Annotated in this window: 15 protein-coding genes; all 15 read right to left on the bottom strand. The window is 65.4% G+C overall.

The annotated features are described in order from the left end of the window. Positions 1-71: 71 nt before the first annotated feature. A complete protein-coding gene (gene metW / locus PSO31014_RS07715; RefSeq protein WP_246176481.1) occupies positions 72-734 on the bottom strand; it encodes a methionine biosynthesis protein MetW in 663 nt (220 codons plus the stop codon). Next, entirely contained in the window at positions 731-1,927 is a 1,197-nt protein-coding gene (gene metX, locus PSO31014_RS07720; protein ID WP_150551064.1) for a homoserine O-succinyltransferase MetX, read from the bottom strand. The genes metW and metX overlap by 4 nt, the downstream gene beginning before the upstream one ends. Positions 1,928-2,238: 311 nt before the next feature. Next, positions 2,239-2,895: a nucleoid occlusion factor SlmA gene (gene slmA / locus PSO31014_RS07725; RefSeq protein ID WP_150551065.1), complete on the bottom strand. Its 657-nt coding sequence runs from the start codon at positions 2,893-2,895 to the stop codon at positions 2,239-2,241. A 28-nt stretch (positions 2,896-2,923) separates the two neighbouring features. Continuing rightward, positions 2,924-3,709 (bottom strand): HAD-IA family hydrolase, encoded by a 786-nt coding sequence (locus tag PSO31014_RS07730; protein ID WP_150551066.1) that lies wholly within the window; start codon positions 3,707-3,709, stop codon positions 2,924-2,926. A 305-nt stretch (positions 3,710-4,014) separates the two neighbouring features. Next, a complete protein-coding gene (locus PSO31014_RS07735) occupies positions 4,015-5,094 on the bottom strand; it encodes a porin (RefSeq protein ID WP_425494857.1) in 1,080 nt (359 codons plus the stop codon). 196 nt (positions 5,095-5,290) lie between these two features. After that, complete coding sequence (locus tag PSO31014_RS07740; RefSeq protein WP_150551068.1) at positions 5,291-5,773, bottom strand: nuclear transport factor 2 family protein; 483 nt, start codon at positions 5,771-5,773, stop codon at positions 5,291-5,293. Further along, the gene (locus tag PSO31014_RS07745; protein WP_150551069.1) at positions 5,770-6,525 is read right to left on the bottom strand and encodes an alpha/beta fold hydrolase; all 756 of its coding nucleotides are present in this window, start codon (positions 6,523-6,525) and stop codon (positions 5,770-5,772) included. Before PSO31014_RS07745 ends, PSO31014_RS07740 begins: the two co-directional genes overlap by 4 nt. Beyond that, positions 6,522-7,640: a 4-oxalomesaconate tautomerase gene (locus PSO31014_RS07750; protein WP_150551070.1), complete on the bottom strand. Its 1,119-nt coding sequence runs from the start codon at positions 7,638-7,640 to the stop codon at positions 6,522-6,524. The genes PSO31014_RS07745 and PSO31014_RS07750 overlap by 4 nt, the downstream gene beginning before the upstream one ends. 10 nt (positions 7,641-7,650) lie before the next feature. Continuing rightward, positions 7,651-8,355, bottom strand: a complete 705-nt coding sequence (locus tag PSO31014_RS07755) for a 4-carboxy-4-hydroxy-2-oxoadipate aldolase/oxaloacetate decarboxylase (protein WP_174976440.1) — start codon at positions 8,353-8,355, stop codon at positions 7,651-7,653. Further along, positions 8,352-9,107, bottom strand: a complete 756-nt coding sequence (locus PSO31014_RS07760) for a PIG-L deacetylase family protein (protein ID WP_150551071.1) — start codon at positions 9,105-9,107, stop codon at positions 8,352-8,354. The genes PSO31014_RS07755 and PSO31014_RS07760 overlap by 4 nt, the downstream gene beginning before the upstream one ends. A 35-nt stretch (positions 9,108-9,142) precedes the next feature. Next, on the bottom strand, positions 9,143-9,862 hold the full coding sequence (locus tag PSO31014_RS07765) for an ABC transporter ATP-binding protein (protein WP_150551072.1): 720 nt from the start codon (positions 9,860-9,862) through the stop codon (positions 9,143-9,145). After that, on the bottom strand, positions 9,855-10,607 hold the full coding sequence (locus PSO31014_RS07770; RefSeq protein ID WP_150551073.1) for an ABC transporter ATP-binding protein: 753 nt from the start codon (positions 10,605-10,607) through the stop codon (positions 9,855-9,857). Before PSO31014_RS07770 ends, PSO31014_RS07765 begins: the two co-directional genes overlap by 8 nt. Further along, positions 10,604-11,692 (bottom strand): branched-chain amino acid ABC transporter permease, encoded by a 1,089-nt coding sequence (locus PSO31014_RS07775; RefSeq protein WP_150551074.1) that lies wholly within the window; start codon positions 11,690-11,692, stop codon positions 10,604-10,606. Before PSO31014_RS07775 ends, PSO31014_RS07770 begins: the two co-directional genes overlap by 4 nt. Positions 11,693-11,702: 10 nt before the next feature. Next, positions 11,703-12,575: a branched-chain amino acid ABC transporter permease gene (locus PSO31014_RS07780; RefSeq protein ID WP_150551075.1), complete on the bottom strand. Its 873-nt coding sequence runs from the start codon at positions 12,573-12,575 to the stop codon at positions 11,703-11,705. Positions 12,576-12,612: 37 nt separating this feature from the next. Beyond that, entirely contained in the window at positions 12,613-13,809 is a 1,197-nt protein-coding gene (locus PSO31014_RS07785; RefSeq protein WP_150551076.1) for an ABC transporter substrate-binding protein, read from the bottom strand. Positions 13,810-14,122 lie beyond the last annotated feature (313 nt).

Genomic DNA, 14,122 nt, shown 5'->3' on the forward strand with positions numbered 1-14,122 from the left:
CGGCACCCGGCCCCCTTTGCCTTCACCCGCCAGGGGCCCGGCGCTTCGCTGCCCCGTTAGCTGCCGTCGGTTCAGGAACGCTTGACGCGATAGACCGCAAGACTACCACGCCAGTTCGCGCCCACGGACACCAGTCGCCCGTTATGCAGCACGGCCCGATCGAGAATCTGCACACCGACGTCCGGGGCCAGCGCCTCGAAGTCCTTGATGGTCAGCACACGCACGTTCGGCGTGTTATGCCACTGGAACGGCAGGCTCTTCGACACCGGCATGCGTCCCTGCAACACCGACAGCCGGTGCGGCCAGTAACCGAAATTCGGGAACGACACGATCGCTTCGCGGCCCACCCGCACGGTCTCGCGCAGGATATCCGCCGTGCGGTGAAGGGTCTGCAAGGTCTGCGACAGAATGACCGTATCGAAGCTCTGATCCTCAAAGAGCTTCAGCCCGTCTTCCATGTTTTGCTGGATGACGTTGATGCCGCGCTGCGCCGAGGCCAGCACGCCAGCGTCGTCGATCTCGACGCCGTAACCGCTCACATCGAGTTCGTCGATCAGCAGACGGAGCAACGAGCCATCGCTGCACCCGAGATCGAGCACCTGCGACGACGGTTCGATCCATCGCGCGATCACCCGGAAATCGGGCCGCTCGGCCAGCGACGCCGAAATGCGGCCGCGCGACGCCGCGAGCGCCGCCGCCTGGGCGCTGTTCACCGGTACCGTGGACTGACTCATACCCCGACCTCCTGGGCGATACGTTCGTAGTAGGCGCGCACCAGGTTGTGATAGCGCGCATCGGTGAGCAGGAAGGCGTCGTGCCCGTGCGGCGCGTCGATCTCGGCGTAGCTCACGCTACGACGCGTGTCGAGCAGCGCCTTGACGATCTCGCGCGAGCGCGCGGGCGCGAAACGCCAATCGGTCGCGAACGACACGATCAGGTACTTGGCCGTGGTGTGCGACAACGCCTTCGCCAGATCGCCCCCCACCGTGCGGGCCGGGTCGAAATAATCGAGCGCGCGCGTGATCAGCAGATATGTGTTGGCGTCGAAGTACTCGGCGAATTTGTCGCCCTGATAGCGCAGGTACGACTCCACCTCGAACTCCACGTCGAAGCTGAAGCGATAGCCCTCGTCCTGCGCTTTGCCGTCGCCCGTTACGCCGTCGCCCTTTACGCCGTCGGCCATCACCTCGGCACGGCGCAGCGCGCGGCCGAACTTGGTCGCCATGTCTTCGTCGGACAGATAGGTGATGTGGCCGATCATGCGCGCCACGCGCAGCCCGCGACGCGGCACCACGCCATGCGCATAATAGTTGCCGCCGTGGAAATCCGGATCGGAAAGGATGGCCGAGCGCGCCACTTCGTTGAAGGCGATGTTCTGCGCCGAGAGCTTCGGCGTGGAGGCGATCACCAGACAATGCCCAATGCGCTCGGGATACATGATGCTCCACGCGAGCGCCTGCATGCCGCCGAGACTGCCGCCCATTACCGCCGCGAACTTGTGGATGCCGAACGCATCGGCCACGCGCGCCTGCGCGTTGACCCAGTCTTCCACCGTCACGACAGGGAAACGGGCGCCGTAAGGTATGCCCGTGGCGGGGTCGAGGCTCATCGGCCCGGTCGAGCCGAAGCACGAGCCAAGGTTGTTCACACCGATGACGAAGAAGCGATTCGTGTCGAGCGGCTTGCCGGGCCCGACCATGTTGTCCCACCAGCCGACGTCCTTGGGATTGTCGGCGGCGATACCGGCCACGTGATGCGACGCATTGAGCGCGTGACACACCAGCACGGCATTGCTGCGATCGGCGTTCAATTCGCCGTAGGTCTCGACCATCAGGTCGTAGCCGGCGAGCGTGCTGCCGTTTTGCAGTGCCAGCGGCTCAGCGAAATGCATCCGCTGCGGCGTGACGATTCCGATTGAAGATTCCATAACTCCCTTTCCGAAACATGCCGGGGTCGGCGTCCCGGTCGACAAGGGTCGACGGACGGCGTCCTGAAGCGTTCTGTGCGGGAAAAGGGGTCGACGGAAAAACGGCGGCGTGCGCGCACGACCTCTTTAGCCGCATTTTTAATGAATGCCCTCTGCCTGGGAACCCCCTGTCAGAGTCATTCGCGCGCCCGCAAGCGAGTCACCAAATCGGCGCGCCAATCATCGCGTCAAGGCCGGTCAAACCAACGTCGGCCTCGGCGCGGGAAGCAAAAGTATAACGTAATCCGCGCCGTCGGCGCAGACCTGTGGTCTTAGCGCAGGAGCGCGGCGATCTGGGGTTCTGCCCCCTCGGCCGGCGCACGCTTGAAGCCGCTCTTGGCAAAACGGTGCCAGCGGCCGAGCACGTAGGACACGAGCAGGTTGGCGCGCGAGTTGGCATCGAACGTTTCGGGCAGCGTGCCCTGTGCGCAAGCCAAACGCAGCACCTGACGCAGCGACGCCTCGATGCGGTCGAGCAACTGGTTCATGCGCTCCTGCAATCGCTCGTGTTCGCCGACCAGCGCTTCGCCGGTCAACACGCGCGTCATGCCGGGGTTCTTCTCGGCAAACCCGAGCAGCATCAGCACGATGGCGCGGGCTTGCGTCACGCCGTCCTGGTCCTGCGCGGAGATCTGGTTGATCAGCCCGAAGATGGTCTGCTCAATGAACTCGATCAGCCCCTCGAACATCTGGGCCTTGCTCGCGAAGTGGCGATACAGCGCCGCTTCGGAGACCTCGAGACGCGCGGCGAGCGCGGCCGTGGTGATCTTTTCGCCCTTGGGCGTCTCGAGCATGGCGGCGAGGGTCTGCAACACCTGCACCCGGCGCTCACCCGGCTTGGGGCGGGTTGTCTTCACCGGCGCGGGCGCGGCCTCCAGCGCATCGGCGGCGCCATAGCCGGCACCGCTCGAAGAATTTTCCTGCTGCATCGTCTGGTCGTTATCGGTAGGAATTTGATTATCGGGCGGCTCGGGCTGCGCGTCTCGCACCGGCCCCGGTCGCAAGCCGCGCCCGTAACTCGCGCAGAGATTGTACGCGGATATCCACATAGTGTGGGCGCCCACTGCGCGGCATGGCTTTGCCAAGACTGTTGCTGGCCGGCAGGTGCCCGGTGATCCAGACCGTCTTGATACCGAAATGCCGGAGGTGCTTCAGGTGGGAGCGAGTGTCTTCGACCAGCCATGTCCGATGCGGCGCAAGCCCCTCGCGCACCAGCAACCGACGCAGCATGATCGCGTCGGGTTTGGCGCGCCAGGCCCGACGGTCCGCCATGTCCTCGATGCTCACGCAGCGCTCGAAATGCCGGCGGATGCCCAGCGCCTCGACAATCGGCAGGGCGTAATGCGCGGGCGCATTGGTCAGGAGAATTTTGCGCCCGGGCAGGCCGGCGAGCAGGCGGGCGATCCCGCGCTCGGCGCGCAACACCTCGACCAGCGGCGGCAGCTCGTGCACGCGCGCCAGAAACTCGTGCGGATCGATGGCGTGATGCTTGATGAGGCCCAGCAGCACGGCCCCATACTTCGCCGTGTAGTCGGTGCGCAGACGATTGGCGTCGTCGGGCGGCAGCCCCAGCTTCTCGACGATATAGGCCGTCATCGCGCGGTTGATACGCGGAAAGATCGCATGCGACGCGCGATGCAGCGTGTTGTCCAGATCGAACAGCCAGACCGGACCGCGCGTGCCGTGTTCGCTGCGGGCGCGGGGCGCCCGGCGTCGCCGGCTCAGAACGTGAGAAGAAGACACGAAGATAGCGGATTCATGCGAGGAGATACTGGGAGATGGTCACCACGCCCCGACAATCGCCCTTCCTGTCGCAGAACACGGTGCCGCCATGACTAGACACGATGCTAGCGCGCGAATCCCGCTTTGACAAATCCAGGGGGGCGCAGCACCGCCGCACGAGAGGATCGTCCCCCCCGGACGATCCTCTCGTGTCGAAAGCCCGCGATGCTGCGCGTTCTGGTATTGCGCTGACGTTTCGCCGACGTCTCGATGAGATCTCGATGAAAACTCGATGACGTCTTGCGCGTCGTCGCCAGCGCCGCCGATCAGAACGTGTGTTGAATGCCCAGCATCGTGCCGAACTGGTTGCCGCCCGTGGCAACCGAGCCGCCGGCGGCAATCGCCACCGCGCCGTTCTGGCTGTTCGCCACCCAGCCGACCAGGCCATACAGCGACGTGCGCTTCGAGAGCGAGTACGTTGCGCGGCCGATGAGCATCGTCGCATTGGCACGGCTCTTCAACTGGTAACGAATGGCCTGCGCGTCGAACGCCCAGGTGATCGTCGGCAGATAGGTCAGGCCAATGAAGTAGATGTCCGAGCGCAGCGAGGCGGCGTCGGCGCTCACGTTGCGGTGAATCCAGCCACCGCCCACGCGTCCCGTCGACCACTTGTAGTACGCGTTGATGACCGAGTGCGAATCGGTGTAGTGCGAGCTGGTCAGCGGTGCCGCGGCGCCGGTGTTGCCGCGCATTTGGTCGTACGACGCCGAAATACCGAAGTTCTGGTAGTCGTAGCCGATCAGGCCGGTGAACTGCTTGCAGGCCTGATAGTTGCCGGCAACGTTGCCCGCGCAGTTCGTGGCCGACGGGCCGCCCGCGGCCGATCCATCGCGCCCGAAGCTATACGTCGCACCGAGCGTCACGCCGGAGAATTTGCCCATGTAGCCGATGGCGCTGTCGCTACGTGCGTTGGCGATGTACGGATCGATGCTGGCCAGCGAAAAGATCGAAGGTCCGATGACGTCCGCGTTGCCCGTCACGTAGAACGTCATGTTGTTCTGGCGGCCGAGGAGCACCGTGCCCCAGTCGCCCGACAGACCGACGTTGGCCTGACGGCCGAACAGACGCCCGCCGTAGTTCACGTTGCCGGTCCCCGGCTGAAAGCCGCTTTCCAACGTGAAGACGGCTTTCAGGCCGCCGCCCAGATCTTCCACGCCCTTGAAACCGAAGCGCGACGGCACCTTGCCCGTGAGGGTCGGCTCGCCGATGAAGCTACCGCCCGTGGCGGCGTTGTTGTAGTAGGCGATGCCGGTATCGACGATCCCGTACAGCGTCACGTTGCTTTGTGCGTGCGCCAGGCCCGCCCCCAGCAGCAGGCCAGCGGCCAATGCATGTTTCACTTTCACTTCTGTCCCCTTGTTTTTGAAATACACAGCAACTACAGACTTCAACCTCCGGACCGTTGGCAACCTCGCCGGCCCAGTCTTTTGCAAGACGGCATGCTGGCCGCCTCGGGTACTGCCCTTGGAACCACCGCCCTGACTGCGCCCTCGGCCGGGTTCAAGTGCATGGATGGCGCGACGTGCGGTGCTGTTTTTTTCCTCACGCCTCGCGTACGAAAGTGAAACGCGCTTCGCGGCGGGCAATGCGCCAACCCTGCGCGGTCCGCACGAACGTGTCTTCGAACTCCCCCATGATCTGACGGCCCTGTGCCGGACGTCCGAATGGCCCCGGCACATCGTGTGCCGAGCCGCTCCAGAGCAGCACCGTGCTGCTGCCGATTGCGCGCGTCGGCGACGTGACATCGATCAGCACGTTGCCTACGAGATGCCGCGTGAGCCGATCCACCGGACGCTGTGCATAGGCAGCCGCGATGGCGACGGGGCCAATGAGTGTGTCGCCGTTGGGGCGCACGAGCACCCCCGTCTCGGCGAACAGCGCGGCGAGTCCCTGCGCGTCGTGCCGGTCGTTGCAGGCGACGAAGCGCATCACCAGGTCGTGGCAAGCCTGTTTGGCCAGCAGGGCGTCGAGCGATTGCGGATCGACGCCGGGCGTCAGGTCCTGATCGGCGGCATCGTTCGTCATGCGTCGCGCCCCTCGGTGGTTGCGGTGTCCGACGCGGGCCGTGCCAGCCAGGTCCGCATGGCCTGCGCCACTTCCTGCGGGCGCTCCATCGGACTCATATGGCCACTGTGTTCTATGACGTGCAGCACGCTCCCCGGGATGAGCCCCGCCATCACTTCGTGACGCGCGAGCGGGCTCCAGGTGTCCTGCCGGGCGCACAACACGAGCGTCGGACAGCGAACGCCGGCCAGCAGCGACGTTGCATCCGGTCGACCGAGCAATGCATGAATCTGCGCGGCGAACTGATCGGGGTGGCTGCGCTCGATCATGTCGAGAATCGTGTCGAACAGCGGCGTGCCGAGCTGGTCGGGATGCACCATGCCGGTCGCCCACACCTGCCCCATCGCGCGCATGCCCGCTTCCCGGGAGCGCGCGAGCAAGGCCGCACGCCCGGCGCGTTCCTTCTCAGCCGCGTCGCCGTCGGGCAGCGCCTGGTAACCGGTATCGAGCAGCGCGAGATGCGTGACGCGATGCGGTGCGCGACGCACCACCTCCAGCGCCACGCGTCCGCCCATCGAGTGCCCCGCGAGGGCGAAGCACGGCTCGGCGGTACTTGCCAGCACGTGATCGGCCATCGCGTCGATGGTGTCGAGCATGCCCCACGTGGGAACGCGGCAATCGTATTGCGACAGCCCTGCTGCAGTGGCCGCCCAGGCCACATGGTCGCAAAGCAAGCCGGGGAGCAGGAGCAACGGGGAACGTTCGGTACTCATGGTTTTGCTCCCTGCGGCCAAGCACGATTCGGTATGCACACCTCGCCGTCGAAGAGCCAGCGCGCCGTGCGCAGCAGGCCGGCGTCGGCGACGTCCGGCGCACCGTCGGCATCGACGCCGAGCGCGAGGCGCACGGTGAATTCGCCCGTCGGGTGTTCGATGGCGAGCAGCGGCGCGTCGTTGTCCGGCACCACGGCCATCTCGTGACAAACGGTTCCCGGCAGCGCGGCAGCCGTTGCCACGCTCACTGCCGCCAACACGCCGATGGACGAGTGGCAACGATGTGGGATGAAACAACGTGTCGCGAGGGCGCCACCGGCCCTCGGCGGCGCGACAAGACACATCTTGGGCACCGTGCGCGAACGCACGTCGCCAAGATGCATGCGCGGGCCGACGGCCAGTCGAATTGCCTCGATCCGGTCGCGCATCGTCTGAAACGCTGGCGCCGAGTCGAGCTGCTCGCAAGACTCCGCCCCAGTGATGCCCAGGTCCGCCGCGCGCAGGAGCACGAGCGGCATGCCGTTGTCGATGCATGTCACCGTGATGCCGTCCACGACATCCTGACGCTGTCCGGTCGGGAACAGCGCGCCGCAGGAGGAACCGGCCGTATCGCGAAACATCAACGGAATCGGAGCTGCCGTTCCCGGCACACCGTCGATGGACACGTCTCCGTCGTACTTCACCACGCCGCCCGGAGTCTGCACGGTGGCCACCGCCACCTGCCCCGTATTGAGCATGTGAATGCCGACGTCGGTCACGTCACCCGGTGCGCTCACGAGCCCCCGCTCGATCGCGAACGGCCCCACCCCGGCGAGCAGGTTGCCGCAGTTCTGTCCGTAGTCGACCCGCGCTTCGTCGACCACGACCTGGGCAAAGAGATAGTCCACGTCGGCGTCGGGCCGCGTGGCGCGCGAGACGATGGCGACCTTGCTCGTGAGCGGATTCGCACCGCCCATGCCGTCGATCTGACGTGCGTCGGGCGAGCCCATCGCCGCGAGCAGCACGGCGTCGCGCGCGGCGCCCTGCGCAGGCAAATCCTCGGCGAGGAAGTACAACCCCTTCGAGGTGCCGCCCCGCATGACGGCCGCCCGGATACGCGTTTGCGAATGCGTCACGTCGCGGTCCTCATTCGCCTTGCAGCTCGTCGAGCGAATCGACGTAGCGCAAGCCCTTCGCGGCAAGGCGTTCGCGCATCTTGTAATAATCGAGCCCCAGCGTGCCGCCCGCGAGCACACCGCGCTTGTAGGCTTCGTCGGCACCGCGTGCGGCCGCCGCCTTGGCTACGGCCCCGGCGCTCGCGAAAGGCACCACGACCACGCCGTCGTCATCCGCGACGATCACGTCGCCCGGGTTCACGATCTGATGGGCGCACACGACCGGCACGTTGACCGAGCCGAGCGTCTCCTTGACCGTGCCCTGTGACGAGATGGCCTTCGACCACACCGGAAACCGCATGTCGGTGAGCGTGCCGATGTCGCGACAGCCCGCATCGATGACGAGGCCGGCGACACCGCGCGCCTTCATCGACGTGGCGAGCAGGTCGCCGAAGTAGCCGTCGTCGCAAGGTGACGTCACGCCAACCACAACGATGTCGCCCGGCTTCGCCTGCTCCACGGCAACGTGCAGCATCCAGTTGTCCGAGGGCGGCGCGAGCACAGTGACCGCGCTGCCGGCCACCGCAGCGCCCGCGTAGATCGGACGCAGATAGGTGGCCATCAGGCCGAGGCGGCTCTGCGCTTCGTGCACCGTGGCACTGCCTGCGCTGCGCAGCACGTCGAGCGTGGCGGCATCGACGCGGGGTATCTGACGAACGACGACGCCGCGGATCATGACAGTTGCTCCGTCACGACCGGCGTGAGACGCATCAGGCCCTCCGCGTACTTGATGTCGCGCGCGGCGGCGATGCCGATGTTGCGCTTGGCCTGCACGCCGCGTTGCAACGCCACGCGCGTGTAGTAATCCCACAAGTGCTCCTGCCCCGCCATGCACTCGATGGCGGCGCGCTTTTGCTCCCACACCGGCGTGATGTCGACGAAGGTGTTCGGGATCCATTCGCACTGCTCGGTCTGATGCGGCTCGAACGCGAGCACGGCGGGAGCGCCGATGATCTTTGCGCCCGGCTTGTGGCCCTCGGCCTGCGCAATGACGCGGGCTTCCTGCGTGACGTGCATCGCGAGCGGATGATCGAAGTTGTACGGATCCTTCTCCGAGTGGCTCAGCACGAACGACGGTTGCAGCTCGCGATAGATGTCGACGAGCCGGAAGAGCGTCTCGTCGGACACGCGCATCGGGTAGTCGCCGATATCGAGGAATTCGATTTCCGCGCCGAGAATATCGGCCGCGCGCTGCGCTTCTTCGCGACGCGCGAACTTGACCTTCGCTTCGGTCATGTCCCCGCCCTTGCGCCAGAGCTTGGCCGACTCGCCACGCTCGCCGAAGGACAGGCACACGACCTTCATGCGATAGCCCTGCGCGACATGCGTGGCAATCGTGCCCGCCGCGCGCCAGACGAAGTCCGCCGAATGGGCGCTGACCACAAGGCCGGCCAATCCGCCGGTGAGGGTGTGCTGTGATGTGCTCATATGTTTGACGTCAATACGTGTTGTGCTGTGCCCGTTCAGGCACTTTCCAGGCCGACCAGCGTGCCGAGCAGTTCCGGCGATGCGGCCAGTTCGCTGCTGCGTCCCGCCCAGACCTCGCGGCCCCGGTCGAGCACCAGTGCGCGGTCCGTCAGCTCCAATCCCAGTTCCGCGTGCTGCTCCACGAGCACCACGCCCATGCCGCCGTCGGCGCGCAGCTTCCAGAACGCATCGACCAGTTGATCGACGATCACCGGTGCGAGCCCTTCGAATGGCTCGTCGAACAGCAGCACGTGCGGATTGCCGATCAACGCGCGGCCGATGGCCAGCATCTGCTGCTCGCCGCCCGAGAGTTGGTTGCCCAGGTTGCGGCGCCGCTGGTGCAGGCGCGGGAACAGGTCGTACACACGATCGAGCGTCCAGGCGTCGCCGGCCGCCGCCATCGCGGACACCTGCAGGTTTTCTTCGACGGTGAGCGACTTGAATATCTCGCGCTCCTGCGGCACCAGCGCCAACCCGGCGCGCGCTCGCTTGTACGCCGGCCACGACGAGATATCGTCATGGCGATAACGCACCACGCCGCCGTGGCGCGTGGTCAGTCCCAGCAGGCTGAGCAGCAGCGTGCTCTTGCCCACGCCGTTGCGACCGAGAATGGCGAGCGCTTCTCCCGACGCCAGACGCAGGCTCACGTCTTCGAGCACGATGGTCTCGCCGTACCCGGCGCTGAGCCCGCTGGCTTCGAGCACGATGTCAGTCATGATGGCGACGCCCCAGATAAATGTCGCGCACGCGCGGATCGCGGCGCACGTCTTCCTTCTCGCCTTCCATCAGCACGGCGCCTTCGACCAACACCGTGATGCGGCGCGCGAAACGGAAGACCAGATCCATGTCGTGTTCGATGACCATCACCGCCACGTCTTCGGGCAAGCGTTCAAGCAATTCGAACAGCTTGCGGCCCTGCCCTGACGGCACCCCGGCCACGGGTTCGTCGAGCAGCAGCACCTTGGGATCGAGCGCCAGACCGAGCGCGATTTCGACCTGACGACGTTGGCCGTAGGCCAACGCGTCGATGTGCTTGCCCGCGAGATCGAGCATGCCCAGCGCACGCAAACGCTCCGCCGCTTCCTCCACGACTGCCGGACGGCTGGCCAGCGGCTTGCCGACGCGACCGTCGAGGCCACTGCGCGCCGAGAGGGCGAGCGCAACGTTCTCGGCGACGGTGAGTGTGTCGAACAGCGTGTTGAGCTGGAACGTGCGCGCCAGCCCGAGCTTCACGCGCTTGTGCGACGGCATAGATGTCACGTCGGTGCCCCCCACGCGCACCACGCCCGCGTTCGGCTTGAGCACGCCCGTGAGCAGATTCATCAACGTGCTCTTGCCGGCGCCGTTCGGGCCGATCAACGCGTGTCGCGCGCCCACGGGCAGCGACAGGCTGACGTTGCGTGTAACGTCGAGCTGGCCGAAGCGCTTGGACAGCCCCTGAATGTCGAGTGCAGCGCTCACGGCGTGACCTCCTTGTCCGTGGTCGTCGCCTGGGTGTTGCCGATGGTGTGCGCCACGGTCGCGCTCGGGTCGCGACGCCGCGCACGGGCGACGCGGGCGGCGAGGCGATCCACCAGTCCGATCAGGCCGTCCGGCGCGAAGCGCACCACGACAATGAGCAGCACGCCGAGGGCGGCGAGCCAGTTCGTCGGGTCGATGGCGGCGATGCGATCGGACAGCACCATGAAGACGATGGCACCGAGGGCCGCGCCATAGAGGCGTCCGGTACCGCCCAAGGCGAGCATCACGAGCACGTTGGCCGACAACGTGAACGACAGCGTGTCGAGGGCGACGATGTTGTTGACCTGGGCCGAGAGCGCGCCCGCCACGCCGGCCAGGGCGGCGGCGAGGGTGTAGAGCATCAGGCGACGCAAGCCGACGCGCACACCGAGCAGCGACATACGCGTGGCGTTCTCGCGAATGCCCTTCACGGTCAGACCGAACGGCGAGTTCACGAGGAATTGCGTGAACAAATACACGACAAGCAGCACGGCGAGTGCGTAGAGATACGCCGTATGTCCATAGATATCGAACTCGAACTTGCCCAGCACCGGCGCGATGGTGTAGCCGGTCAGGCCGTCGTCGCCCATCGTGATCGACTTCGCGACGTTGCCGGCCTCATAGAGCAGCGTGGCGCACACGAGGGTGAGCATGATCTGCGTGAGCCCACTCACCCGTAGCACGACGATGCCAGTGACGAGCCCCACCAGCGCCGCTACCACGGCACCCGCCAGCAGCCCGAGCAACGGGTCGGGCGAGACGTGCAGCGCGAAGAGACCGGCCGCGTAGGCACCGCTGCCGAAGAACGCCGCGTGCCCGAGTGTCTCGATGCCGCAATAGCCCTGCACGAGATCGAGCGAAAGCGCAAAGATGATCATGATCAGCACGCTGGTGGCGAGCGCGAGATACAGATCGGCGAAGAAGTAAGTGGCAACGGCGGCGAGAAGCAACACCGCATCGAGCGCGCCGAGACGTTTGCGTCGCAGCGCGGGGACAACGTGCGCCGTGCCCGCGGCCGACGGCAGCGGATTCGTATGAGACATCATGACCCTCCGCTCAGGCGCGGCCGACCAACCCTTGCGGGCGGATCAGCAGAATGGCCAGCACGGCCAGGTAAATCATGAAAGCGCCGAGCGCTGGCACGTAATAGCGACCCAGCGTGTCGATCAGGCCGAGCAGCAGGCCTGCATAGAGCGAGCCGCGCAGACTGCCGAGACCACCGGCCGCCACGACGATCAGCACGAGCACCAGATACTTCAGACCGTAATAGGGCTCAAGCGGCAGGATCTGGCTCGACAGCGCGCCGCCCAGTCCGGACAGCCCGCATCCGATGGCAAATGTGATCGAGAACACGAGCGGCACATCGATGCCAACGCAGCGCGCCATGCGCGGGTTGTCCACGGCCGCGCGCAGCTTCGCGCCGAACGGCGTGCGCTCCAACCCCCACCAGATGCCGACGGCCACGACCGCGCTGCACACCAGGGCGAAGATGCGATAGACGGACACGGAGAATGCACCAAAGTCCCAGGTGCCGCGCAGTGCCTCGGGAATGGGAATCGACTGCAGCTCGGTCCCGGCGAGATGCTTGGCCAGCGCGCAGATGATGAACGCGAGCCCGATCGTCATGAGCAACTGCCCCAGACCGTTGGCCGTGTAGACCCAGCGATACAACGTGCGTTCGAGCACAGCACCGAGCACCATGGTGCCCGCCACCCCGACGAGCAACGCGGCGAAGAAATCGAGCCCGGCACGCTGCGTGGCCCACAAGGTGAAATACCCGCCGATCATGGCGAAGGCGGAGTGCGCGAGATTGACCACGCGCATTACGCCCAGCGTGACCGTGAGACCCACGGAGATGAGGAAAAGCAACATCCCGTAGGCCACACCGTCGATCGACAACGACAGGAAAGTGGCAAGCGATTGCGTCATGACGAATTACCGAACGAACTGAGCGACAACGCCTGCGTTACTTGGCGGCCACTTGGGGGTGGCTCACATGCCACGGCTCGACCACCGACTTGAAGGTCTCGATGGGCTTGTTGCCCAACTTTCCGTCGATGTTCTCCACCCGGCGGATATACACGTTCTGCACGATCTCACGCGTTTTCGGATCGATCGACACCGGACCCCGAGCGCTCGTCCAGGCGAACCCCTTCACGGCGGCGATCGCCTTGTCGCCGTCCTTCTTGCCATTCGTGGCCTTGATCATCTGTGCGATAACGGTCATCGAGTCGTAGGCCGACACCGAGGCAATCGACGGCAGCGCCCCCGGACCGTACTTCGCTTTGTAAGCCTTCACGAACGAGGTGTTTTCCGGCGACGTCAGGTACGGCGAATAATGCAGGGCGGTAATCGTGCCGATTGCGCTGTCGCCGATGGCCGGCAAATCGGACTCCATCGTCTCCGTCGTTGCGAAGAGCTGGATACCCGCTTTGTCGAGTTCGCGCTCCTTGAACGCCTTGACGAAGCCGGCAGACATCGGCCCCACCGGCATGAACAGGAAGAGGGCATCCGGCTTGGCGTCGCGAACACGTTGGAGATAACTCGAAAAATCGGTCGTGCCGAGCGGCACCTTCACTTCGGTGGCAATCTTGCCGCCCGCCTTCTTGAACGTCTCGCTGTAGGCATCGATCGCGTCGTAGCCTGGCGCGAAGTCGGCCACCACGATGGCCGCGTTCTTCACTCCCTTGCTGGCGGCGTACTCCACGAGCGGCACGCTCACGGCCCACTGCGTAAAGCCCGTGCGTACGAAATAGGGCGACTTGAGCGTCACGCTGGACGTGCCCGAATTGCCGATGACGAGCGGCGTCTTGGTCTGGTTCGCCACGTCGGCCATGGCCAGCACGTTCGGCGTGAACGAACCGCCGAACAGGTACTGCACCTGATCGCGCACCACCAGTTCCTGCGCGAGCTGACGCGTGCGTTGCGGATTCACGCCCCCTTCGTCACGCTCCAGGATTACGAGCGTGTCGTCGCCCACTTTGCTCTTGTGCTGCTCGAGCCACAGGTTGACACCGCGACGGTACTCCGTGCCCCACCAGGACGCCGAGCCGGAGAACAGCCCCAACATGCCGACCTTGATTTCCTCGGCACGCGCCGAGACAGCGGTGAATTGGCAAACGCTCGCAAGTGCTACCGCAAGCCACAGATGGCGCTTCATCATGGTGTCGTCTCCTCGTCGGCGTCATGCGCCGCTCCGTTTTTCGATGTGGCGCGCCGAGGGGTTGGTGCGCCTTTTCAAGGTATGGGAAACAGCTTAGGCAGCCGAACGCGGCGCGTCGAATGAAACTCCCGCGTCGAGCGTCGCGTTTTTCGTATATCCCCGAGATTTCCCTTACGTGACGGGACGCATTTCGCAATCGAGATTTCGCAGTGCGAGACGTTTTGCGTTCCCATGGTGGAACGCCCGCCGCAAAAGGCGCGGCGGGCAGGCGTCACGGGACATTTCAAGCCGAGTGATTCGGAAGGAAGAGAAC

Origin of the sequence: Pandoraea soli (assembly GCF_902459595.1) — a bacterium.
Classification (GTDB): Bacteria; Pseudomonadota; Gammaproteobacteria; order Burkholderiales; family Burkholderiaceae; genus Pandoraea; species Pandoraea cepalis.